Source organism: Pseudomonas sp. LBUM1648, from assembly GCF_059716145.1.
In genome coordinates this window covers 3,366,860-3,391,752 of record NZ_CP166808.1, presented here as the reverse complement: position 1 = coordinate 3,391,752, position 24,893 = coordinate 3,366,860, and the positions used below count along the sequence as shown (strand labels likewise).

The window sequence follows — 24,893 nt, the reverse complement described above, 5'->3', positions numbered from 1 at the left end:
GTGCGTCCCGTGCCTCGCATATTGACTCAGCCCACCGCTGAAGAAACCCTGACCGAACATGACGCCAAGATGTTCGGCTCACCCAAGGAACGACTGGATTTCTATCGCCGTGAGATTCAGTACGAAACCAGCATCCTCGCCAATCGCACCGATGCCTATCTGGCGGCGCAGTCGTTTCTGGTGATTGCCTTTGCATCGTGCATGTCCAACCTCAACCCGGAGTGGGGCAAGTTGTTTACGCTGGTGGTGCCACCGTTCCTGGCGCTGCTCGGTCTGCTCAGCTCGCTCAACGCCTGGCCGGGGATTCGCGCAGCGTATGACATCATCGATCACTGGCACTTCAAACAGAGTCATTTGCTGCTCAGCGAGCCGTTAATGGGGCTGGCCTATGACGAGTCGCCGCTGTTCAGCGAGACGGAATCGAGCCACAAGGGTTATCGCAAGTCGCTGCTGTTCTCGGTGCGTACGCCGTGGATCTTTGCGACGTTCTGGGTGGTGTTGGGGAGTTATGCGGTGTTTATTCAGGTGACCAATCCGGGGGGATGAGTGCCGGACAGAAAAAGCCCGGTTTTCAACAGCCGGGCTTTTTCTTCGCTTCGGTCACTCGGTGGTCTCAAGCTGCCGCCGCAGCCCCTGCGAGTTCTGCACCGACATCGGAATCGGTGGGAAATCCTCGTTCAACACGCACAGATGCTCAATTGCATCGGCAAACTTCACATCGGCTTTTCGGCGTAACGCCCGGTACTGCTCAAACTGTTCGACATCCAGTTGCCCGGTTTCGAGTAACTCATGAGCCGCCCGATTCAGCGCCTGCGCTTCTTCGAACAATTGACGATTGCGCTCCAGAGCCAACGCTCTGCAAGCCTTGATTTGCGCAGGAGTCGAGCATTCTTTCATGACCGTGACCTTAAGTTTTCAAGGATTCCTTTTCATAGGCTTGTCGCCGCAGGGGAACCGAACCTGCCGGACCCCGTTGGACGGGGCCAGCGGGGGGTTATGGTTGTGACCATCGACCCTTACGCAGAGATCCATTTTTTTGCAGAAGATTTGCTAGGGCTTTTGATGCTTGCGTTGTTCATATCGAGCAAGGATCGGTTGGGTGCTGATGCCGTGCAGCAGAATGCTAAGCGCCACGACAGAGAGCGTGATGTCGGTACACAGCGCCGCAACCGAGTCACTCAGGCCATGATTCAAGGCATAAAACAAATAGAAAAGACTGCCAATTCCGCGGATACCGAACCAGCCGATCAACAACCGCTGTCGTCCCTCCAGCAACGAACCCCATGGCATCAGCGCTACGCAAACCGGGCGAATCACGCAGAACAACACGCCGCCGACCAGCAAGGCCCGCCAGTCCCAATGTGTCACCAGCACCACGCCGAGCAGCGTTACCAGAAACACCTCCATAGCCCGTTCGACCAGGCTGCCGAACGACAACATGTCGCCCATCATGATGCCGGCGGCGACCTGGCTGTTCTGTAGTTGCTCAGTGTCGCCATGTACCGCGTGTTGCGGCTCGACGTTCTGGTGGCCGACCACCGGCTGCACCAGATGTTCGGCGGGCGGCTGGCTGGCGCCGGTCGACTTCACTTCCACCTGACGCAAGCCAAGCCCTGCGGCGAATACCGACAGGAACCCGTAGCCACCGATGGATTCAGCCACCACGTAGGCCAGAGCGATCAGCGCCAAGGCCAGATAATCATTGGAGCTCAGGGTGCTGTCGTCATTGCGCAGGCGCATGGACAGCGTCAGGCGTCCGATGCCGCGACCCATCCAGTACCCGGTCAGCAGCCCGGCCGGCACCGCCCACAAGAGACTGCGCAAGATCCATTGCGGCCACTCGTCGGGATGCCCGGAGCCGTCCAGCAGCAACATTCCGAGCAGCACAAAGGGGAAGGCAATGCCGTCATTGAGTCCTGCCTCGCCGGACAGGCCGAAGCGCACACTGTCGACATCCCGCGCATCATTGACCTGCACCAGAGCCGCGAGTACCGGATCGGTCGGCGCCAGAATTGCGCCAATCAACAACGACGGCCCCCACGGCAATTGCAATCCCCAGTGCAACAACGCGCATACGCCGGCGATGGTCAGCACCATCACCGGCCCGGCCAGGCCGAATGCGATTCGCCAGCGCTTGTCGCGAAGGGGCAAACGTAGTTTCAGCCCGCAGACAAACAGCGAGAAGAGCACCGCGACTTCTGTCAGGTGCTCCATCCACTGCGAGGCGTTATCGACCGACAGTTTCAGCAGATCAAGGCCACTGGGGCCAATGCCGATCCCCAGCAGAAGGCACACGGCCGAGGTAGTGACCGGCATCCAGCGCAGGTACGACGAGGTGAGGGCCAGAGTCAGCAGCACTGCGCCGAGCACGGCGACCCATACAATGAATGTCACGATGCGTTGTCGCGACGGATACTGGTCCAAGCGAGGGCGAGGAGGTTGAGACGTTTGGTGATAGGCGCGGACATGACAGCCTCCTGATCGTGACTCTTAAAGTATTGAGAGGCGTCATGCCGGCGGGTTCAGTTTTTCTCGCGTGCCGTCACAGCATCGGCTTACCGCCGGTCACGCCATAGCGCTGGCCGGTGATGTAACTGGCTTCGTCCGAGGCCAGCAGCACATAGATCGGTGCCACTTCCACCGGTTGACCGGGCCGACCGAGCGGGGTGTTGCCGCCGAAGTTCTGTACCTCTTCATCGGGCATGGTCGAGACGATCAGCGGCGTCCAGATCGGCCCTGGCGCGACACAGTTCACGCGGATCGCTTTCGGCCCGAGCATTTGCGCCAGGCCGCCGGTGAAGTTGGCAATCGCGCCCTTGGTGGTCGCGTAGGCGAGCAGGCTCGGTTTGGGCATGTCCGAGTTGACCGAACTGGTGTTGATGATCGACGCGCCGGGGCGCATGTGTTTGATCGCTGCCTGACACAGCCGGAAAATGGCGGTGATGTTGACATCGAAGGTCATCACCCATTCGTCATCGGGGATGTCTTCGAAGTTTTCGTGGGTCATCTGGAACGCGGCGTTGTTGACCAGCACATCGATGCGACCAAAGCGTTCAACGGTTTGATCGACCAGCGCCTGGCACTGGGCCTTCTGCGCGATATCGCCTGGCAGCAACAGGCATTGGCGCCCGGCCTGTTCGACCCAGCGTGCGGTTTCTTTGGCGTCTTCGTGTTCGTTGAGATAAGCGACCGCAACGTCAGCGCCTTCACGGGCAAAAGCGATCGCCACGGCACGGCCGATGCCGCTGTCACCGCCGGTGATCAAGGCGATCTTGCCGGCCAGCCTCCCGGAACCGACGTAGCTCTGCTCGCCACAGTCTGGATAGGGCTCCATCTTGCGTTGCGAACCGGGAACAGCTTGCGTCTGCGCGGGGAAGGGTGGTTTTGGGTAATCGGTCATCGTCAGTCTCCGAGTCACATGGCAGGTATGGGCGGTTGACCCGGGGTGTTTGCCGTGAGTTCGATCGGATTTGCGATGGTTTTTTTGTGAACGCTGACTCAACGTAGGAGCTGCCGAAGGCTGCGATCTTTTGATTTTGTTTTTAACAGACAAGATCAAAAGATCGCAGCCTTCGGCAGCTCCTACATGGGGGGGCGGGTTAGCGGTTGGCCAGAGCCCGCTCCATCCGCGCAATGCCTTCTTCGAGCAGCGCACGCGGGCAGCCGAAATTCAGGCGCACGAACTGCTGGTTTTGATCGCCAAAGTCCAGACCGGCACTGAGGCCTACCTTGCTCTGTTCAAGGAAGAACTGCTGCGGGTTGGGCAGATCCAGGGCCGAGCAATCGAGCCAGGCCAGATAGGTGCCTTGCGGTACATTGATGGTCACGCCCGGCAAACGGCTGCGCACCGCGTCCACCAGATAATCGCGGTTGGCCTGCAGATAGGTTTTCAGCTCGGCCAGCCAAGGCCCGGCTTCGCTATAAGCGACGCGGGTGGCTTCCATGCCCAGCGGGTTGACGCTGTCGACCATGCCGCAACGGGCGTGATTGACGCGTTCGCGCAGGGCGGCGTCCTGGATGATCATGAACGAGGTTTTCAGACCGGCGATGTTGTACGCCTTACTCGCCGACATCAGGGTGATGGTGCGCTGGGCGATTTCCGGGCTCAGGGACGCGGTCGGAATATGTACGCGACCGTCGAAGCACAGCTCGGCGTGGATTTCGTCGGAGATGATCCAGGCGTCCTGCGCCACACAGATGTCGGCCACGGCTTGCAGCTCTTCGCGGCCGAACACTTTGCCGATCGGGTTGTGCGGGTTGCTCAGCAGCAACGCGCCGCCGCCGGTCAGCGATTCACGCAGCACGTCCAGCGGCGTGGCGTAAGTGCCGTCGGCCTGGGCGACGAATTCCAGTTCAACCTTGTTCATGCCCCAATGGCCCGGCGCGTGGCGCAGCGGCGGGTAATTCGGCACCTGCACCACGACGTTCTGCTGTGGCTGCACCAGTGCTTTCAAAGCCATGTTGAAGCCCGACTCGACGCCCGGCAGGAAGATCAGCTCTTGCGGTTTGACCTTCCAGGCGAATTTGTTCCAAAGGTCGGCGACGATGGCCTCGCGCAGGTTGTCCTGGGCGACGCTGTAACCCACCAGTGGATGCAGCAAACGTTGTTGCAAAGCTTCGATCACCACCGGTGGCGCGGCGAAATCCATGTCAGCGACCCACATGGGCAGCACGTCGGCCGGATAGCGGCTCCACTTGGTGCTGCCGGTGTCGTGGCGGTCGAATACCTGATCAAAATCGAAAGTCATGCGCGGTCTCGTGAAGGCGGGATTGGTCCTGCCGGCCATTCTAAGCCGATGGCCCGGTGGGAGCACACAAAACCTGTGGGAGCGAGCCTGCTCGCGAAGGCGGTGTGTCAGTCAATATTTGTTTTATCTGACAGGACCTCTTCGCGAGCAGGCTCGCTCCCACGGTTTCTCAGCGCTTGACCGATTGTCGCCGACGGTCGGTTTTCACACAGATCGTATGGTCTTTGTCTACAGTGAAAAAGTCGGCAGGCTTTCTGCCGCAACCGTGATTGTCCAGAAAAAGCCCGGCTCAAGTACCGGGTTCCACCTGATCAGGAGTGCACGATGGATCTCAGCCGTCGTCAATTCTTCAAGGTCGCCGGTATCGGCCTTGCAGGCTCTAGCCTGGGCGCGTTGGGCATGGCCCCGACGCAGGCCTTCGCCGAGCAGGTGCGTCACTTCAAGCTTGCCCACACCCATGAAACCCGCAACACCTGCCCGTATTGCTCGGTCGGTTGCGGCTTGATCATGTACAGCCAGGGCGATACCTCGAAGAACGTCGCGCAAAATATCATCCACATCGAGGGCGACGCCGACCATCCGGTCAATCGCGGCACCCTGTGTCCAAAAGGCGCGGGCCTGCTGGACTTCATTCACAGCCCGGGCCGCTTGCTGTATCCGCAAACGCGCAAACCCGGCAGCAGCGAATGGACGCGGATCAGTTGGGATGAAGCGCTGGATCGCGTCGCCGACCTGATGAAGGCTGACCGCGACGCCAACTTCATCGAGAAAAATGCCAACGGGCAAACGGTGAATCGCTGGGTTTCCAGCGGATTCCTCGCGGCCTCGGCGGCGTCCAACGAAGCGGGCTACATCACTCAGAAGGTGATTCGCAGTCTCGGCATGCTGGGGTTCGATAACCAGGCGCGTGTCTGACACGGCCCGACGGTGGCAAGTCTTGCCCCGACGTACGGCCGTGGTGCCATGACCAACACCTGGACCGATATCGCCAACGCGAATCTGATCCTGGTAATGGGTGGCAACGCAGCAGAAGCGCATCCGTGCGGCTTCAAATGGGTGACCGAGGCCAAAGCGCACAACGCCGCGCGGCTGATTGTGGTCGATCCGCGTTTTACCCGGACTGCTTCGGTGGCCGACTATTACGCGCCGATCCGTACCGGCACCGACATCGCCTTCATGGGCGGCTTGATCAATTACCTGCTGACCGAGGACAAGATCCAGCACGAATACGTGCGCAACTACACCGATGTCTCGTTCATCGTCAAAGCCGGCTACGGCTTCGAAGACGGGATTTTCAGTGGCTACGACGCAGCCAAACGCAGCTACACCGACAAGTCCGGCTGGGGCTACGAGTTGGGCGAGGACGGCTTTGTCAGAGTCGATCCGACTTTGCAGGACCCGCGCTGCGTCTATCAATTGATGAAGCAGCATTACAGCCGCTACAACATCGAACTGGCGAGCCAGATCTGCGGCATGCCGGTCGACGCCATGCAGAAAATCTGGGACGAAATCGCCACCTGCTCGACACCGGGCAAGACCATGACGATTCTCTACGCCCTCGGTTGGACGCAGCATTCCATCGGCGCGCAGATCATCCGCAGTGCGGCGATGGTGCAACTGCTGTTGGGCAACGTCGGCATGCCGGGCGGGGGCGTCAATGCCTTGCGCGGTCACTCCAATATCCAGGGGCTGACCGACCTTGGCCTGCTGTCCAATGCGCTGCCGGGTTATCTGACGTTGGGCACCGACACCGAGCAGGACTACAACGCCTTCATCAATAAACGCACGCAAGTACCGCTGCGTCCGGGGCAATTGTCTTACTGGCAGAACTACAGCAAGTTCCACGTCAGCCTGATGAAATCCTGGTACGGCGCCAACGCCACCGTCGAGAACAACTGGAATTACGACTACCTGCCGAAACTGGACATCCCCAACTACGACATCCTGAAAATGTTCGACCTGATGAGCCAGGGCAAGGTCAACGGTTACGTGTGTCAGGGGTTTAACCCGATTGCCGCGTTGCCGGACAAGAACCGGGTGATGGGCGCGCTGGCCAAACTCAAGTGGCTGGTGGTGATGGACCCGCTGGCCACCGAAACTTCGGAGTTCTGGCAAAACGTCGGGCCTTACAACGACGTTAAAAGCGAGGAGATCCAGACCGAAGTCATTCGCCTGCCGACCACCTGTTTTGCCGAGGAGGACGGCTCGCTGGTCAACAGCAGTCGCTGGTTGCAATGGCACTGGAAAGGCGCCGATGGCCCGGGCGAAGCGCAGACTGACATTCGCATCATGAGTGAACTGTTTCTGCGTCTGCGCAAGCGTTATCAGGCCGAGGGCGGCAAGTTCCCCGATCCGCTGTTGAAACTGTCGTGGCCGTACAAGATCCCCGACGAACCTTCGCCGGAAGAACTGGCCAAGGAACTCAACGGCAGCGCCACCACTGACATCACCGATGCCACCGGCGCGACAATCAAGGGCGGCACGCAACTGGCCGGGTTTGGTCAGCTCAAGGATGACGGCAGCACCGCGTCCGGTTGCTGGATCTTCGCCGGTAGCTGGACCGAGGCCGGCAACCAGATGGCGCGGCGGGACAACTCCGATCCGTATGGCATGCACCAGCATCTTGGCTGGGCGTGGGCGTGGCCGGCCAACCGGCGGATTCTCTACAACCGCGCTTCGGCGGACGTCGCGGGCAAACCGTGGGATCCGAAAAAGCGTCTCGTGTGGTGGAACGGCAAGGCCTGGGGCGGCACGGACGTGCCGGACTACAAGGCCGACGTGCCGCCTGAAGCCGGGATGAACCCGTTCATCATGAACCCCGAAGGCGTGGCGCGGTTCTTCGCCGTCGACAAGATGAACGAGGGGCCATTCCCAGAGCACTACGAGCCGTTCGAAACGCCGATCGGCATCAACCCGCTGCACCCGCAGAACAAGAAAGCCACCAGCAACCCGGCGGCGCGGATCTTCGATTCGGTCTGGGAAAGCCTCGGCGAAGCCAAGGACTTCCCGTACGCCGGTACCAGTTACCGGCTGACCGAGCATTTCCACTTCTGGAGCAAGCACTGCAAGTTGAACGCGATTGCTCAGCCTGAGCAGTTTGTCGAGATCGGCGAAGTGCTGGCGAAAGAGAAGGGCATTGCCGCCGGCGACAAGGTGCGGGTCAGCTGTAAACGCGGGTTCATTGAGGCGGTGGCAGTGGTGACGAAAAGGATCCGACCGTTGCAGGTCAACGGCCAGGTCGTGCATCAGATCGGCATCCCGCTGCACTGGGGGTTCACCGGCCTGACGCGCCACGGTTACCTGACCAACACCCTGGTGCCGTTCCTCGGCGATGGCAACACCCAGACCCCGGAATCCAAGTCATTCCTGGTCAACGTGGAGAAAGTCTAAATGGCCAGCCAAGACATTATTGCCCGCTCGGCCACCACCACAGTGCCGCCGTCGGTGAGGAATCAGGAGGCGGTGGCCAAGCTGATCGACACCACCAAATGCATCGGCTGCAAGGCCTGCCAGGTTGCCTGCTCGGAATGGAACGAGCTGCGCGACGAGGTTGGCCACAACCACGGCACCTACGACAATCCGCAGGATTTGAGCGCAGAAACCTGGACGCTGATGCGCTTAACCGAGCACGAAACCGACGCCGGCAACCTTGAGTGGCTGATCCGCAAGGACGGCTGCATGCACTGCGCCGAGCCCGGTTGTCTGGCGGCATGCCCGAGCCCAGGCGCGATTATCAAGCACGCCAACGGCATCGTCGATTTCGATCAGGATCACTGCATCGGCTGCGGTTATTGCATCACCGGTTGCCCGTTCAACATTCCGCGTATTTCGCAGAAGGATCACAAGGCCTACAAATGCACCTTGTGTTCGGATCGGGTCGCGGTCGGGCTGGAGCCGGCCTGTGTGAAAACCTGTCCGACCGGCGCCATCGTTTTCGGCACCAAGGAAGACATGAAGGAACACGCTGCCGAACGCATCGTCGATCTGAAAAGCCGTGGTTTTGAAAACGCCGGTTTGTACGACCCCGCAGGTGTTGGCGGCACTCATGTGATGTATGTGCTGCACCACGCCGACACACCGAAAATCTACGCCAATCTGCCGCAGGATCCGGCGATCAGTCCATTGGTGGGCCTGTGGAAAGGCATCAGCAAACCGCTGGGTCTGCTGGCCATGGGCGCCGCGGTGTTGGCCGGATTCTTCCACTACGTGCGTATCGGGCCGAACCGGGTCGAAGAGGATGACCTGCCGACGCCCCCCGACACCTCGGTGCATGTCGTCGATCCAGCGGTGCACACCTTCGATCCACGCGGGGAGGACCGGCCATGAGCAACAAGACGATCCTGCGTTACACCGCCAACCAGCGCACCAATCACTGGCTGGTGGCGATTCTGTTCTTCATGGCCGGGCTATCGGGGCTGGCGTTATTTCATCCGTCGATGTTCTGGCTGACTCACCTGTTTGGCGGCGGGCCGTGGACGCGGATTCTGCACCCGTTCATGGGCGTGGTGATGTTCGTGTTGTTCCTCGGTCTGGTGTTCAGGTTCTGGCGCGCGAACTTCTTCATCGGCAATGACTGGAAGTGGCTGCGCCGCATCGATCGGGTGCTGGTCAACGACGAAGAGACGGTGCCGCCGGTGGGCAAGTACAACGCCGGGCAGAAGCTGCTGTTCTGGACTTTACTGCTGTGCATGCTCGGTTTGCTGTTCACCGGGCTGGTGATCTGGCGCGCGTATTTCAGCGCGTATTTCGGCATCACCGTGATCCGCTGGGCGATGCTGCTGCATGCGCTGGCCGGGTTTGTGCTGATCCTCAGCATCATCATTCACATCTACGCCGGGCTGTGGATCAAGGGGTCCATCGACGCGATGCTGCATGGTTGGGTCAGCCGTGCCTGGGCGAAGAAACACCACGAACTCTGGTACCGCGACATTACCCGCGACGAACGCCATCCGGATGCGCCGGAACGACCGATCACCAAAAAGGGCTGACCTTTGGCAACCATTCTTGAACCCGGGGAAATCGAAGCGGCGGCCAGTTCGCCGCCGTTTCTGCACCTGCCGCCGCACAACCTGTTCACCCTGCGCGCTCAACGTCTGGAGCAATTGGCCGAAGGGCATCCGCTGGCTGACTATTTACGCTTGATCGCCGGTTTATGCCGGGCGCAGCAACACGTGCTGGACGATCCACCCTCGACAGAAGCCGTCGATCAGCAACGCCTTGAGCTGTGTCAGCAGCACGGCATGCCGCCGTTCGCGGCCGATACCCTGGTTCGCGAAGATGACTGGCAAATCTGGCTGGACGCCTTGCTGCAACGCTATATACCGCTGGATCAACCCGCCGTGATCGATGCGATCACCACGCTGCGTAGCGCGAGTTCCGGCCAATTGCGCGCCTGGGCCGTGGCGCTGGTCAGCGGCCAATATTCAATGGTGCCGGCAGCCCTGGTGCCATTTTTGGGCGCGGCGTTGCAAGCGGCATGGAGCCATTGGCTGCTCAGCGTGCCCAATCTGCAACTGGCTCCCGGCAACAGCCTCAGCCAATGCCCGGCCTGTGGATCGCCGGCCATGGCCGGGGTGATCCGCCATCGCGGCAAACACAACGGTCTGCGTTATCTGGTGTGTTCGCTGTGCGCCTGCGAATGGCATGTGGTGCGGGTCAAATGCGTGTATTGCGAGTCGAGTAAAGGCCTCGATTACCTGAGCCTCGAAGATGATCGCCACGCCGCCAATCAGGCGCCGCTGCGCGCGGAAGTCTGCCCGAGCTGTAACACCTATCTGAAACTGCTTTATCTGGAGAACGATGCCGACGGCGAAGCGTTGTCGGCGGACCTCACCAGCCTGTTGCTCGACATGCGCCTGGCCCAGGACGGCTTTCAGCGTCTGGCGCCGAATCTGTTGCTGGCGCCGGGAGACGAATGAGCACAGCGTCTACACTCCTACAGGTCCGGTTATATCGGGCATTTTTTTGTGGGAGGGGGCTTGCTCCCGAAGGGGCCGTGTCATTGACATCATCAGAGGCTGATTCATCGCCTTCGCGAGCAAGCCCGCTCCCACAGGTCCGGTTATGTTTGGCAATTTTTTTGTGGGAGGGGGCTTGCTCCCGAAAGGGCCGTGTCAGTTATCTCATCAGAGGCTGATTCACCGCCTTCGCGAGCAAGCTCGCTCCCACAGGTTTGACGGTGTGCTGTACCTGGACACCAGACAGTCTTTTGTTTTCGGGAGTGGCTGATGTCTGCGAGCAGTGCCCTGCGTTTACCTTCCATTGATGGGTTGTTGCGTCACCCGGCGTGCCTGCCGCTGCTCGATCGCTATGGTCGTGAGGCGTTGTTGAGCCGTTTGCGGCAGTTGCTGGATGAACTGCGCTCAGACGTGTTGAACGGGCAATTGTCGGCCGTTGAAATCAGTCCTGAAGTGCTCGCTGGCCGCGTCGGTGAGCGCTTGGCCCAGCAACAACGCAGCAACGTGCGCCGGGTGTTCAACCTGACCGGTACGGTGCTGCACACCAATCTGGGGCGGGCGCTGCTGCCGGACGAAGCCATTGATGCGGTGCAAATGGCGGCGCGTTATCCGCTCAATCTGGAGTTCGATCTGGCCAGCGGCAAGCGCGGCGATCGTGACGATCTGATCGAAGGCCTGATCCGCGAACTGACCGGCGCCGAAGCCGTCACCGTGGTCAACAACAATGCCGCTGCGGTGCTGCTGACGCTCAACAGTCTCGGTGCGCGCAAGGAAGGCATCATTTCTCGCGGTGAGCTGATCGAGATCGGCGGCGCATTTCGCATCCCCGACATCATGGCCCGCGCTGGCGTGCGTCTGCACGAAGTCGGCACCACCAACCGCACCCATGCCAAAGACTACGAAGCGGCCATCAGCCCGCGCAGCGGTTTGATCATGCGCGTGCATGCGAGCAATTACAGCATCGAGGGTTTCACCGCGAGCGTGCCCACAGCTGAATTGGCTGAGTTGGCCCATCGGCATGGCTTGCCGCTGCTGGAGGACCTGGGCAGCGGCAGCTTGCTGGACCTCACGCGTTGGGGCTTACCGGCAGAACCGACGGTGCGTCAGGCGCTGCTCGATGGCGCAGACATCGTCACCTTCAGCGGCGATAAGTTGCTCGGCGGGCCGCAAGCCGGGTTGATTGTCGGGCACAAAGAATTGATCGCGAAGATCAAGAAGAACCCGCTGAAGCGCGCGTTACGGGTCGACAAACTGACGCTGGCCGCACTGGAAGCGGTGCTCGGTTTATATCGCGATCCGGATAGGCTGGCCGAGCGCTTGCCCAGTTTGCGCCTGCTGACCCGTCCGCAAGCCGACATCTTCGCGCAGGCCGCTCGTTTGCAACCGGCAATAGCGCAGGTCTTGGGTGAGCCATGGCAGGTCAGCGCGGTTCAGGCATTGGGCATGATCGGCAGCGGCAGCCAACCGGTGGCGCGGTTGCCGAGTGCCGCCCTGTGCCTGCGTCCGCTGGTGTCCAAACGCTTGCGCGGGCGTTGCTTGCTGAACCTCGAAGCGGCGTTGCGGGCCTTACCCATTCCGGTGCTCGGGCGCATTGACGCCGACGCGCTATGGCTGGACTTGCGCCAACTCGACGATGAACCGGCGTGGCTGGCGCAACTGCCGCACTTGCAGGTCGCTCAGTGATCGTCGGCACGGCAGGGCACATCGACCACGGCAAGACGTCGCTACTGCAAGCCCTGACCGGGCAAACCGGCGACCGTCGCCCGCAGGAACGCGAGCGCGGGATGACCATCGACCTTGGTTATCTCTACGCCGAGCTGGAGGCGGGGGTGGGTTTGACCGGGTTCATCGACGTGCCGGGCCACGAAAAATTCACCCACAACATGCTCGCCGGCGCGCAAGGCATCGATCTGGTGTTGCTGGTGGTCGCCGCCGATGACGGCGTGATGCCGCAGACCCGCGAGCATCTGGCGATTGTCCAACTGCTGGGAATTGCGCGGGCAGTCGTTGCGGTCAGCAAATGTGATCGGGTTGAAGCGGGCAGGGTGGAGGAAGTGCAGCGCCAGGTTCTGGACTTGCTGGAGGCCGGGCCTTTTGCCGAAGCGCCGATAGTGCCCGTGTCGAGCGTGAGCGGGCAGGGTGTCGATGAGTTGCGTCAGGTTTTATTGGAAACACAAAGCGCAGTGCAGGCGCGCAATCGTGAAGGCGGATTTCGCCTGGCCATCGACCGCGCCTTCAGCGTGGCCGGCGCCGGGATTGTGGTCACCGGCACGGCGCTGTCGGGCAGTGTTGCGGTCGAGGACAGACTGGTTTTGGCGCCGCTGGGTAAAACTGTCCGGGTGCGTGGCTTGCACGCGCAGAATCAACCCGCCGCCCAGGCCTTCGCCGGGCAACGGGTGGCGCTGAACATCAGCGGCGAACGCTTGGCGCTGGAGCAGATCCATCGCGGCCAATGGTTGCTGGCCGAATGGCTACACGCACCGACTCAGCGGCTCGACATCGAGTTTCAACTGTTGCCAGGCGAACGGCCTTTCGAACACTTCCACCCGGTGCACCTGCACCTCGGCACACAAGACGTGATCGCCCGTGTCGCCTTGCTGGAAGGTGCGCGCCTGAACCCAGGCTCGCGTATGTTCGCGCAACTGCTGAGCAACGCGCCGGTACACGCGGTGAAGGGCGACCGGCTGATCCTGCGCGACCAGAGCGCCCAACGCACCCTCGGCGGTGGCCAGGTGCTCGACCCGTTTGCCCCGGCGCGACACCGACGCAGCCCCGAGCGCCTGGCGCAACTGGAGACCTTGGCGCGTAGCGCAAGCCTTGAACAAGCATTGCCGGTGCTGCTCAACCACAGCGCCGGCGGCCTTGACCCGCAACGCCTGGAACGCCAGTTCAATCGACCGCGCCAAGGCTGGTCGCTGCCAGAAAACGTGCGCCTGATCGACACTCGCCAAGGCACGGTGCTGTTCAACGTACAACGTTGGGGGCAATTGAAATTCATGCTGCTGGAGCAACTGGCTCGTTTCCATGAGCTTGAACCCGACCAGATGGGCCCGGATCGCGATCGTCTGCGGCGCTTCAGCGGGTTGTCTCTGGAGCGTTCGACCTTCGCCAGCCTGCTGGATGAGTTGCGCAGCGCGAGTGCGATCAACGCCAGCGGGCCCTGGCTGAATCTGCCGGATCATCAGGTGCGCCTGAATGCCGAAGACGAAACCCTGTGGCAACAACTGCAACCGTTGTTCGAACAGGCGGAATTCGATCCGCCGTGGGTGCGCGATGTGGCCAACTCGGTCGGCAAGGACGATGCCGTTGTGCGGCTGCTCCTGCGTAAACTGGCGCGTCTGGGCTTGATGCACCAAGTGGTGCGCGACCTGTTTCTCAGCGACACGCGGCTGCGGCAGATGGCGACGCTGTTGCTGCAACTGGCCCGGGAAAATCCGCAGATCCAGGTGACAACCTTCCGTGATGCGCTAGGCTTGGGACGCAAACGCTGTATTCAGTTCCTCGAATACTTCGACCGCCTCGGCCTGACCCGGCGCATCGGCGAATCCCGCGTGATCCGCCCCGACAACGCGCTGGCCAGTGCCGACGCACCCTGAGTTCAAAGGAAGGCAATCGCGCCCGGTGGCGCGGCCGGGCTTCAAACCCGGTTGGGGACGGCATCCGTTCCCGGGCAGGTTCGACTCCGGCTGCCTTCCGCCATTTCGAGAATCGTTCCCCTTGAGATTTCTGCTGCTCATTCATGTGCAGGGCGGCCATCACGTGCTCGCGGGTGGCATTTAAGATTGCTCTTATTCACGCCTTTGAGATTAGTGGTTTAAATGCTCGGTCAAGTGATCTGTTCAAGAGTCACGAGCGGCTACGATCGAGGATTTTTTATGAAGTTATGGATTGCGCTTTTGGCGTGGTTTATCGTTCCGAATGCATGGGGTTATTGTGTCTTTGCTTTAAGCGACGACTTGGAAAAGATTCGAGATTATGGTGCTCACGGACCAGGCTCGCAGTTTATTAATACACCTAGAGATGCTACCGGTTTGCCGGTGATTTACACTGAATCGTTGCCAGTCGTGGGCAGCAAAATGATAATTACATGCCCATTCAAAGAGACCTTGGGCCTGAGACTAAATCCTGCCATTGGTGCGCAGCCCAACTTCAGCACTTCGCTTTTCCGATTGAAAGACACCGGGATTGCACTTCAGTTCTTCCTTGATAGCAACGCTGCCGCACTGGTCCCCCTCCAATTTAGCGATACGTCTATGTGGTTACGCACGAAGATCCCCACGCCGGCTCCTCAATTGCGTGTGTTACAAACCGGGCCGATCAAGGAAGGGGCTGTGATCCCGGCGGGACTGCTCGCCTCATTGGTATCCAGTGACGACCAAACGTTTGCAACGTTCAATTTGTCGAACCCTGTCTATATTGTTGCAGGAGCCTGCAAGACACCTAATGTCAGTGTCGACATGACACGGGACAACAAAACCAGTTCATTCAAGAAAGTCGGGAGCAAGACCAATCCTGTTGCATTCAATATTCAATTGGTCGAATGCCCCAACTTTCTGAAGACAGTCAAGTATTCAATTAAGGCAAACACGAAAATTATTGACGCAAATAAGGGTGTTGTTTCACTGGATGCTTCTTCTACCGCGAAGGGTATAGGACTGCAGGTATCAAGGGGGGATGATCAGCCAGTGGTGATTGGAACAGAATACAACTTTGCTGGATATGATCGCGCGGGCGGCGATTTCAATATCCCTTTCAGTGCATCGTACATTCAAACCGATGCATCAATAGAGGCAGGAATCGCTGACACTTCTCTGACGTTCATCATGAGTTATCAATGAGTATTTGAACCTTACGCAAGACACCGAAAAATCACTAGACTCTTGCTTCTCAATTGCAGGAGCCTGGGTTGATTCTTTTTCGAGAGTAGGGGAAGGGTTGCATTGCAGCAGCCCGTTTTTGTCTCGTTTGGTTTCATGCCAAGGTATCATTAATCATCGCAGCCAAAGTTACAGGTAGTTTATCAGGAACATGATTTCAGAGTTCGCGGTTCCTGCCTTGATGGGCCCGGTTCCCAGGTTTATATATTTAGCGGAAAGCGTTTGGATAAAGGTACCCTGGCTATCTCTTGAGGATAGAGGGTAGTCCTTGTCGAAAGTGATGGCCTTACCCGAATCGTCGGTGATTTGTATGCCGATATTTTTTGCATTAGAAGCTTTATTCAATGAAATAACTCCGCTGGACCCATCTATCACCTGAGTGAGAGGTTTCAGGCTAAAGGTCATTCCTTTGGTGCTTTTTGGGCATTCCGTAATAGATACAGAGAAGCTTTTCGATAGGCTGTCGCCACTCGAATCATAAACTTCATGAATATAATGGCTACCCATGTCGACCACTACGGGTTGCACCTCACAAGCGCGTTCATAAAATCCGCTATTGGTAGTGGTTTTGAATATATATGAATCTACGCCACCGTCACTTTGCGTAGCGATCTGTCCAGAGGGCAACTGGTGGACTGAGTCAATTTTTCCGGTTTTAATGACTCGCAGGGTAAAACGGGTGTGGGTGTAACCCCACATGCCTTCGCCCAGGGACGTGGTGCCGTAGGATGTCAATAGATTACCATCAGTGCCTTCGATGCTAAAAGAAAGTCCGGTGGTGCCCAATCGAAATAGCCTTTCGCCTGCAGCCGGATTGCTGTACCGGGGAATAACTCCTGAGGGACTATTGCCGCTGCATATTACTACTGGGTAACGGCTCACTGAAGCAGATGTCGAAAATAATACGGTATTTATTGGAAGACCGGGTTCGATAGCTTGCCAACGCCCAGTTCCTGCGAACATTACAACTGCAGAGCCTGTACCTTCCTTGAATCGACAGCTGGCATTAGAAGTATTCCAACAGATTAATGTAGCCATCGGAATGAATAAAGTAAGTATTTTTTTGTGGGTCATGCTAAATCCTTTCGAATAGGTCAATTGATTTTTTACTGAAAGAACTTTTCACCGGGGGTCGTGATACTTGGGGGGGTGATTGTTGTTTTTTAGTGCTGTTGGCTGACGGTGCGCGCTACTTCCCAGGCAGACAGACTAGCCGGTAAGTTTCGTAGTTTCGGTTTTTATCCTGCGCTGGTAATACATAAGGCGCCTGGCATTGTTTTTCGCCCCATTTTATATTGATCACGCCTTGCTCTTTCTCCATCAATGCCAACGCTTTCCCACTCGGATCACTGAGCGACAGTTGTTTACCTTCGCTGTCCTCAAGTACTGCGCCAAACGGTAACGGCTGTTTCTGCGCGTCGAACAGTTCAAATTGCACGCGCCGGCCGGTCTTGCCGGCATAACGTGCCTTGACCACCGCACCACGGCGCGGCACGCGTTGTTGGCTGGCGTTGTCGATTTCGAGATCGGCACCGAGGTCGCGGGTGTCCAGGGTGATCCAGTTGACCCGATAGGGTTGCGCACTGGGGATCACCGCATAGCCATTTCGGCCGGTGGTCACACCGCTGTAGCTGCTGATTTTGGCGTCCTTGACCCCCGGCACTTCAACCAGGGCGAAGGTTTCGCCCACCGTCTGGCCAAGGTTTATGCCGCCGGCATGGGCCACAACCGATCCTGATGCATTAAGGCTTTGTGATTTATAACCACGGCCCTCGCTATAGCCCAGGCTCAAGTCGCCCACTGATGTGCGGGTGTTGAGATTGAACGATCCCGAATTGCCGCCACTGGAGCTATTCCCGGCCTGTACGGAGTAGAAGGTATCACCGGTTTCCGAGACATAACCGTTGATACCGGCCTGCGTGCTGCTGTTGTTTTTCTGACGGGTAGTGGTCATGAAAGCGCGAGGCGCGCGAATTTTTCTACCCAGCGGAAACGAGATCGACAGGCTCATTTGGGTGTCATTGCTGGTCGAACCGTAATAGCCCTGATCTAGGGTATGCGTGACGCCGAAGTTGTAATTCAGGTCGCCCCAGTTATTGCTGTAGCCCGCGGAAACGCTCCGCGAACCGCCACGATTCCAATAGCGTTGATCGTTCGCCGTCAGATAGAGGTTGCCTAGCTGTTGATCCCGGCCAAGGCTCTGGTTGATGGTCAAGTCGGTGCGGGTTTTCGAGCTGCCGCTGCTGCGCGCGCCGTCATCACTGATGGCCTGTACGTGTTCGGTCAGGGTACGAAAACCCTCGGTTGAATAGCGGTAGGCCGCCAGGGTGAAGCTGGTGTTGGTGCCCGTGAACGTTTTCGCATAGAGGGCACGCACGCTGTCACCTTGGGTGGTTACGCCGCCAACCTCGCTGGTGGAGTGGGTCATATCCAGTGAAACCGCGCCCAATGAGGTGTTTTTGCCCATACCCAAGCCCAGCGCTTTGTAGCCATCACTGACCTGAACACCGGCGATGCCGGTCAAATTGCTGGTGAGGCCGTACGCCAGTGTGCCGCTGACCAATTGCGGGTTTTTCTCACCCTCGGTGTGGCTGCTGTATTCACCGGCCGAGACGCTGTACTTCAATTGACCTTCACGCACCATGATCGGTAGCGCGGAGAACGCCTGGCGGGTGACGTGACGGCTACCGTCGGCTTCGATGACGGTGATTTCCAGATCGCCGTTGGAGCCACTGGGGTAAATGTCGCTGATCTCGAACGGCCCCGGCGGCACGTTACTGGTATAGAGGATGTAGTCGTTCTGGCGGATTTCCACCTTCGCACTCGTCTGCGCGACACCCCGAATGACCGGGGCATAGCCGCGTTCGCTGTCGGCTCGCATGCCTTCGTCTGACGCCAGTTTCAGGCCGCGATAGCGCACGCTGTCAAACAGATCAGGATCAGAAAAGATATCGCCCGCGCTGAATTGGCCCTTGATCGCCGTGACATCATGCTGCAGGTAGGTGCGATTGCTGGTGAAGGTATTCGGGCGGCCGGTGCCGGTGCTGAAGTTGGATTCATTGCGCAGGCGCCAGCCAGCGAGGTTGATGCCATTGCGCAGCCCCAGGTTGTTGGAAATCTTGACGCCGTAATCGCCAGTATTACGATTGGTGTTGAGTTGGTAGTTGATGAACGCCGCCGACACGCCTTCGTCCCATAACTCGGGCGCGACATAGCCGCGAAGGCCTTTCTCCATCGACATTTGCGGCACGCTGACGGCCAGGCGCAGGTGACTCGCGTCGTAACGCACGCTGGCCTGATCAATCATGCCGGGCAAGTCATAGCAGGCTTGCGGCTCGTCCGGGTTGAACGTGCCCTGAGCCTGGAGCTTATTCAGATCGATGCCCAACTGTTTGAGCAGATCAAACGTCAGGCACGGCTCAACCCGGCCATTGATCTGGTTGCGCATGAAATCGATATCGCGTCGACCGACCAGCACCTCATTGCTGTAAAGATCGACCCGATAATTGCCAGGCAGCACGCTGTCGGCTGCCAATAGCAGTTTGAGGTCGACATTGGACTGCGCACCTTGCAGGAAAGTGGTGTTGTAATCGTCCAGTTGCAAATCTTCATCCGCACCCAGTACGAGAGTGGGCAGGCCAATGAAAATGGCCAATGCCAGCGTATTGAATGCTGTCGAATCAAATGCCTTGAGAGCATATGAATTGCACGCGGGCTCCCCTGAACAACTTCCGGTTTTGTTTAGAGTGGAAAATGGCATGCAATAAAACCTGTATCGGCGCCCACAACCCAATCGCTGGCCGAGCGCAAGCGAGCACCTGGTTTAAAGGTGCTTGCGCAAGGACGTGTTACTTGGATTCAGTCGGTTCGGCGTTGACGGCTTGGCCGTTGATCAGCGACGCCTGGTAATGACTCATCGCCCCGTAGTCATTGATGCTGGAAAAAGTCAGGCGCACAGGTGGGCTGCCGGATGAGAAGCGGCTCAACGAAAATCTGGCTTCCGTTCCCGGTCCGACCATCTTCGAGTCCAGTGCAAGTTCACTTCCTTTCGAATCCCGAAGTGCCAGATCGGTCATTGATACGTGGTACGCACCAGGGTTTTTTACAATAAGAACGGCATTGCCGTTTTCTTGTGTGACTTGCCACTGCAATTGGGTCGGCGCCAGGATGGGGTCGCCGGGCAGGCCAGGGGGACGGAAAAAAACCTTGATCCGTTGGCGCACGGCCAATTGCAAGGTATTGGCAGTTTTGGACGCTTGCGGAATTTCTTGGACATTAAGCCAGGCCACCGATTCTTTATCGGTTGGCATGCCTTGGCCTTCGTAAAGAATGCGAAGAAGTTGTTGTTCTTTGGCAAATACACGGGCCAATGGCGGTGTTACGGCGAACGGGGTCGCTTTATCACTGGTGTCTTCACGGTCGATCCAGGATTGAATCAGCGCATCCTGGTTGCCATTGCGCACGGTGATATTGGCTTCTTTATGAGCCCCATCAAACACCACTCGCGTGGCACTCAAGGAAATACTGCCCAGTGCCTGTGCACTCACCAGCAGTGCCAGGAAGGCGAAAACGAATTGACGCAACATAGTGGTTACCGCTGTTTCTGTATAAAAGGCGAGGCCGAGGCCTCGCACGAACTCAGGCAGGCGCCAGGGACTTATTCGTATTCGAGAGTGAAGGGCAGGGTGGCATCGCCACGACCGGCAGTAGCTTCTCCCTTGCCTGTGGTGACGTAGGCGGCAGAAAAGCTCAGTGTGCTGTCGCCACCGAACTCGCCAGCGCCATGCATGCCGGCTTCGATACGAGCGTCGTCTTTGTTGCCCAGGTCGATTTGCACGCCGTTACTGTCCAGCAACGCAATACCGACGTTGGTTGCCGTGCCGTTGCCAGGGGTCAGTGCCAGCAATTTTTTGTCGCTAGGGACAAAACCGGAGCCGCCGCTGCTCGGATCGAAGACCATCGCGACTTTGGTGCCTTTGTTGCAGTTGACGTTGAGGTTGAAGTGGTTGCCGGCGACACGCCCGGCTGCCGGGTTCTCAGCAGTACCCATGTCTTTGATCGACACATCGCCCATATTGACGGCGATTACTCGATTGGCATCGCTGCCGTCGACAGAGCAGGCATCGTTGTTGATCACGCCAGTAAAGCTGATTTGGCCGCTGCCACCCTTTGTTGTTGGTTTTACTGGATCCTCTGCGAGCGCGTTGCACGAAGCACCCAATACTGCGCAAGCAAGAAGAGCAAGGGAAAACTTTTTCATCATGATGTCCATTTATATGAAAGTGAAATGTGCTGAAAGAAATTGCATGAGCAAGATAATCAGCGAGCACTTTTCAGGACATCAGACGAATCTTAATCGTCGCAGCTGTTGTAATGCCTTCTAGTTAAAAACATTCAGTGCGTGACAGTAAGCCAACAAATCCTGGTCGCTTGAAACTTCCAGTTTGCGCATGGCCGATATTTTCTGCGCGCTGACTGTTTTGGTACTGCGGTTTTGACTGCGGGCGATATCACTGACGCTTTTTCCAGACACAAACAGCCGCAGAATCTCGAACTCCTTTGGCGACAGCATTGAAAAACGCTGTTGGATATCGGCGTTGGACTTGATAACAGATTGCGGTGCAGGTTGCTGGCTGAGGTATTGGCCTTTGCGGGCAATGGTTTCGAGGGCCAATTGAATCTCATTGTGCAATTGACTCTTTTGAATCACGCCGGCCACACCCAACTCATGCAGACGCGTGAGTATCAGTTGATTGGACAGCATGGTCAGTACCAGCACCTGTACCGCAGGGAAGTGTCGCTGTAGATATTCGACCAGTTTCAGGCCATCGCCATAGGGCGAGTCGGCGGGCATGTTGTAGTCGGTGATGACGATGTCTACCGAATGGAGGTTGAGCAGGTCGATCAATCCTTGTGAGCAGACAGCTTCGCCTACCACGCAAAAGCGACCATCGCGCTCGACCAGTTCGCGCACTCCGAGCAGGACGATTGGGTGATCGTCAGCAATGACTACGTTCAACTTTTTCATGAAAACCAACCCGTGGACGCGTGTATCGATGAGGTAACTGCATGTGAGTCGTTCAAGGGGAAACCTTGTCGAGCAGGTTCTGAATGCGCTGCACCATTTGCCGGACATCAGCCAGCAATGTCGCGGTGACTGCGCCTGATGACAATCGGCACTCCAACTCAGTGCAAGCATGAGCCAGCTCGCCCGCCTGTACGGCGCCCATGGCACCTGCGATGCTGTGAAGCCTTTGTGCTATACCCGGCGTGTCAGTGTTGGCCAGGGCTGAATTGAGCCGCGCCAGGTCCTCGCGCATGGTCACGGAAAAGATGTCGCGCATTCTCGGTGAAAGCACCACGTTGTCATCAAAAAATTCGGGTTGAACAGATGTCGAGACCTCAGTGACTGACGCCGCTTCAACCGGTAACGAGCAAAATCCGAGCAATTGCTCGCGCAATGTTTTGAGGCTCAATGGTTTTACTATCCAGGCATTCATCCCGACCTCAAGGCAGCGCGTGCCTTCTTCACGCATTGCATTAGCCGTGACGCCAATAATGGGGGTGCGCAAGTCCAGTTCCCGCAGTGCCTTGGCCAGTTCATAACCGTTCATCACGGGCATGTTGACGTCAGTCAACACCAGATCGAAAGCCTGCTCGCGCCACTGCTCCAACGCTTGCTCGCCGTTGGCTGCAACGCAGACACTACAGCCCAGTGCTTCCAGTTGTTCTTTGATGATCGCCTGGTTGATCGGATTGTCTTCGGCGACCAGAATCCGCAACTCAAGCGGTGTCTGGGCAGGGCGTGTCAGTTCGGTTGCGTTTACCGCCTTGCCTTTTTGTACAAGACTGACCGCCCGGGCAATCGCTCTGATGTCATACAAATCGACATCTGGCGTGTCTGTGATCGTTTCAGGCTGAGTGAGTCCATTTATCCGGCAGACAATCCGCGAGCCCTGCCAGGCCGCGACGTTATCGGATGGAAGAATGTCGACCAGCACCGCGCCAGGCTCAACAGTCAGGTTATCGCTGAATGGGCGGGCCATCAGTTCGAAACGCTTGAGCCAATCGCAGACGTTTTCTGCCAGTTCCGGTACTGGGGCGCGAACAAGGACAGTCGCCGGGCTTGGCGTGATATCCATGCAATCGGTCAATTCGCCGGGCAGTACCTTGAGCCTCAGCTGCAGCGAAAAACTGCTGCCAAGCCCCGGCTCGCTGATGACGGTCAACTCGCCATTCATCATTGCGCAGAGTCTTTGACAGATTGCCAGCCCCAAACCGGCCCCGGCCTCGCTGGAGGCGTCACGCACCTGAAAGAACGGCGTGAACAACTGTGTTTGTTGTGCCTGGGCGATACCTATTCCGGAGTCGCTGACTTGCCATTGCACCGAGACTTGGTCCAAGTCGTTGGCCAGCACCCGAGTGCGCAGGACAACCCGGCCTGAATCGGTGAATTTGATCGCGTTGCTCACCAGATTGTTGAGGATCTGGCGGATGCGCACCGGGTCACCCTGCAACCGATTGGGCAGGGCCGGGTCGGTGCATGCACAGAGCAACAGCCCCTTGCGCTGGGCGAATGCGGCATAGGTGTGCAGCGTGTCCTCGATCAGTTGCAGGGGGCAAAAACCGATGGACTCGATCAGCATTTGTCCGGACTCGATCTTGGAAACGTCCAGCACATCGCTGATCAACTGAAACAACGTCGTCGATGAGCGTTGAATAGTCTGTAGATAGTCCTCTTGACGTGCGCTGAGGCTGGTCATGCCAAGTAACTCAAGCGTGCCCAGAACGCCGTAGAGTGGGGTGCGGATTTCGTGGCTCATGGTCGCCAGGAACCGGGTCTTGGCCTGGTTCGCCAAGTCGGCGGTACGCCGAGCCTTTTCCAGGGCCAGGGCGTCCTCGACGTGGCGCGTGATGTCATTGAACGCGCAAAGCAGTACGTCCTGCCCTTGATAGCGGGTCGAAATGAAGCCCACATGCAAGTGCCGGCCTTCGATGTCCAGGCGCGTTTCGCCGATATCCGCCAGATCGTGATGGCGGTCCAGTACCGCCACCAGTTTTGCGGTGCCTTGCCACTGTTGGGCGCGCTGGTTTTCCAGCAGGACTTTGAAATCGGTGCGCCGCACCACACACAACCCAGTGGGAGCGGTATCGATCACCGCACGGCTGAACGCTTCGCTTTCGGTGATGCTTTGATGCGCTTTTTCGGCTGGCTGGACGACGCGAATCCTGTACCAGCGACTGATCATCCAACTGACACCCGCACCGCCCAGTAACAACATCAGCAGGCCGACCAATGGCCACATCAGTTGCCCGAAGTAACTTTTGAAGCTGATGGTGTAAATGGCTGTCCAGGGTTGCTCGGCTTTGGCCACGACCTTGAACACCATGCCATTACGATTGATGTTCAGACCTTCATGCAGGGTTTGATCGGCATTGATTGAGCCAATGACCGCGCGCCCGTCGGGGGTTATCAACGTGAAACTGTCGTAAATCGACCATTCCATGATGCGTTCAACATCATTGACCTGGTTCATGTTCAATAGCGACGCCACCACGCTAGACTCACTGGTCCCATTGATTTTCAGATCCCGTGGATCAAGATGAACATTGATGTAAGCGAGCATTTCGGTTGAGCGCGCGTGATCATTGGGCACGTTGTAGGCTTCCCAGTGCACGCGATTATCAGCGACGCCGTTGTTCTTAACTTTGAGATGTCGAGCCACGCGGGCGACTATCGTGTTGAGCGGTTCCTCACTTTCTTTAGTGCCTGCGTGCAGTACGCCATTGGATGGAACGGTGATGTCGAAATTGTCATTGTCGTTGTACAAAAAGATCTGTGGCGACTGATAGTGCGACGTTGACCAAAAGGCGCTGTACAGACTCGAAAGGTGGACGCCGAGGGTGAACACTTTAGGCAGTTCACTTTCCTTGAGTTTCTGATGGTTGAAACTCAAGCCGAAAGGAACGGAATAGGGAAACTCATAGCCTTCGTAAATATTCGGGCCTTCGGTTGCCAGCTGTCTGGCGCTGTAGCGCGCATTCAAGCCCTTGTAGAACATTTCCCCTTGTACACTTTGTTGCGCCACCTCACGCAGAAATGCTTCATGGCGCTGCACGTTCTCCATCAATCGTGCGAAGTGAAATCGCACGGTGTCGTTTTGTTCCCTGAGCAAACGCTGGAAAGCCCAAGAGCTGAATCCCACCAACAGGATGGCAATGCCCAACAACACCAGCAACCCCTTGTTCAGGCGCATGGAACTTCGAGAAAGGTTTTCAAGCAAGGAGGGGTTGTGTTTCATGTTCGGTCA

General features: G+C 57.9%; 18 protein-coding genes and 1 tRNA gene. 9 read left to right on the top strand and 10 right to left on the bottom strand.

All coding sequences use genetic code 11. The features are described from left to right. Nucleotides 1–9: 9 nt before the first annotated feature. A complete protein-coding gene (locus tag ACA043_RS15505; RefSeq protein WP_187681350.1) occupies nt 10–546 on the top strand; it encodes a hypothetical protein in 537 nt (178 codons plus the stop codon). Nucleotides 547–600: 54 nt separating this feature from the next. On the opposite strand, the gene ACA043_RS15500 is transcribed toward ACA043_RS15505, so the two are convergent. From ACA043_RS15500 to ACA043_RS15485, 4 genes are all read right to left on the bottom strand, one after another. Beyond that, nucleotides 601–897, bottom strand: coding sequence for a hypothetical protein (locus ACA043_RS15500; RefSeq protein ID WP_497614043.1), 297 nt, complete (start codon nt 895–897; stop codon nt 601–603). 153 nt (nt 898–1,050) lie between these two features. Next, nucleotides 1,051–2,394 carry a cation:proton antiporter gene (locus ACA043_RS15495; protein WP_497657339.1) on the bottom strand — a complete coding sequence of 448 codons (1,344 nt, stop codon included), beginning with the start codon at nt 2,392–2,394 and terminating at the stop codon, nt 1,051–1,053. A 148-nt stretch (nt 2,395–2,542) separates the two neighbouring features. Further along, nucleotides 2,543–3,400, bottom strand: a complete 858-nt coding sequence (locus tag ACA043_RS15490; RefSeq protein WP_497657338.1) for a glucose 1-dehydrogenase — start codon at nt 3,398–3,400, stop codon at nt 2,543–2,545. A 199-nt stretch (nt 3,401–3,599) separates the two neighbouring features. Further along, nucleotides 3,600–4,748: a MalY/PatB family protein gene (locus ACA043_RS15485; RefSeq protein ID WP_497657337.1), complete on the bottom strand. Its 1,149-nt coding sequence runs from the start codon at nt 4,746–4,748 to the stop codon at nt 3,600–3,602. 324 nt (nt 4,749–5,072) lie between these two features. Between ACA043_RS15485 and fdnG the strand changes: the two genes are divergently transcribed. The 8 genes from fdnG to ACA043_RS15445 all read left to right on the top strand — a co-directional run bounded on the left by fdnG (nt 5,073) and on the right by ACA043_RS15445 (nt 15,543). Beyond that, the gene (gene fdnG / locus ACA043_RS15480; protein ID WP_497657336.1) at nt 5,073–8,138 is read left to right on the top strand and encodes a formate dehydrogenase-N subunit alpha; all 3,066 of its coding nucleotides are present in this window, start codon (nt 5,073–5,075) and stop codon (nt 8,136–8,138) included. Then, nucleotides 8,139–9,074 (top strand): formate dehydrogenase subunit beta, encoded by a 936-nt coding sequence (gene fdxH / locus ACA043_RS15475; protein ID WP_497657335.1) that lies wholly within the window; start codon nt 8,139–8,141, stop codon nt 9,072–9,074. After that, nucleotides 9,071–9,736 carry a formate dehydrogenase subunit gamma gene (locus tag ACA043_RS15470; RefSeq protein WP_497657334.1) on the top strand — a complete coding sequence of 222 codons (666 nt, stop codon included), beginning with the start codon at nt 9,071–9,073 and terminating at the stop codon, nt 9,734–9,736. The genes fdxH and ACA043_RS15470 overlap by 4 nt, the downstream gene beginning before the upstream one ends. A gap of 3 nt (nt 9,737–9,739) precedes the next feature. Next, complete coding sequence (gene fdhE, locus ACA043_RS15465; protein ID WP_489880436.1) at nt 9,740–10,666, top strand: formate dehydrogenase accessory protein FdhE; 927 nt, start codon at nt 9,740–9,742, stop codon at nt 10,664–10,666. Between the two features lie 309 nt (nt 10,667–10,975). Beyond that, on the top strand, nt 10,976–12,388 hold the full coding sequence (gene selA / locus ACA043_RS15460) for an L-seryl-tRNA(Sec) selenium transferase (RefSeq protein WP_489880437.1): 1,413 nt from the start codon (nt 10,976–10,978) through the stop codon (nt 12,386–12,388). Beyond that, nucleotides 12,385–14,301 (top strand): selenocysteine-specific translation elongation factor, encoded by a 1,917-nt coding sequence (gene selB, locus ACA043_RS15455; protein ID WP_497659652.1) that lies wholly within the window; start codon nt 12,385–12,387, stop codon nt 14,299–14,301. The genes selA and selB overlap by 4 nt, the downstream gene beginning before the upstream one ends. 7 nt (nt 14,302–14,308) lie before the next feature. Further along, nucleotides 14,309–14,404, top strand: a tRNA-Sec gene (locus ACA043_RS15450). 176 nt (nt 14,405–14,580) lie between these two features. Next, complete coding sequence (locus ACA043_RS15445) at nt 14,581–15,543, top strand: fimbrial protein (protein WP_497657333.1); 963 nt, start codon at nt 14,581–14,583, stop codon at nt 15,541–15,543. 168 nt (nt 15,544–15,711) lie between these two features. Here ACA043_RS15445 and ACA043_RS15440 read toward each other — a convergent pair whose 3' ends face one another. From ACA043_RS15440 to ACA043_RS15415, 6 genes are all read right to left on the bottom strand, one after another. After that, nucleotides 15,712–16,656: a fimbrial protein gene (locus tag ACA043_RS15440; RefSeq protein ID WP_497657332.1), complete on the bottom strand. Its 945-nt coding sequence runs from the start codon at nt 16,654–16,656 to the stop codon at nt 15,712–15,714. Between the two features lie 115 nt (nt 16,657–16,771). After that, complete coding sequence (locus ACA043_RS15435; protein ID WP_489880439.1) at nt 16,772–19,342, bottom strand: fimbria/pilus outer membrane usher protein; 2,571 nt, start codon at nt 19,340–19,342, stop codon at nt 16,772–16,774. Nucleotides 19,343–19,430: 88 nt separating this feature from the next. Next, nucleotides 19,431–20,168, bottom strand: a complete 738-nt coding sequence (locus ACA043_RS15430) for a fimbrial biogenesis chaperone (RefSeq protein ID WP_489880440.1) — start codon at nt 20,166–20,168, stop codon at nt 19,431–19,433. A 71-nt stretch (nt 20,169–20,239) separates the two neighbouring features. Next, nucleotides 20,240–20,842: a fimbrial protein gene (locus tag ACA043_RS15425; protein ID WP_489880562.1), complete on the bottom strand. Its 603-nt coding sequence runs from the start codon at nt 20,840–20,842 to the stop codon at nt 20,240–20,242. A 120-nt stretch (nt 20,843–20,962) separates the two neighbouring features. Next, a complete protein-coding gene (locus tag ACA043_RS15420; RefSeq protein WP_123531356.1) occupies nt 20,963–21,610 on the bottom strand; it encodes a response regulator in 648 nt (215 codons plus the stop codon). 52 nt (nt 21,611–21,662) lie between these two features. After that, entirely contained in the window at nt 21,663–24,884 is a 3,222-nt protein-coding gene (locus ACA043_RS15415; RefSeq protein WP_489880441.1) for a hybrid sensor histidine kinase/response regulator, read from the bottom strand. Nucleotides 24,885–24,893 lie beyond the last annotated feature (9 nt).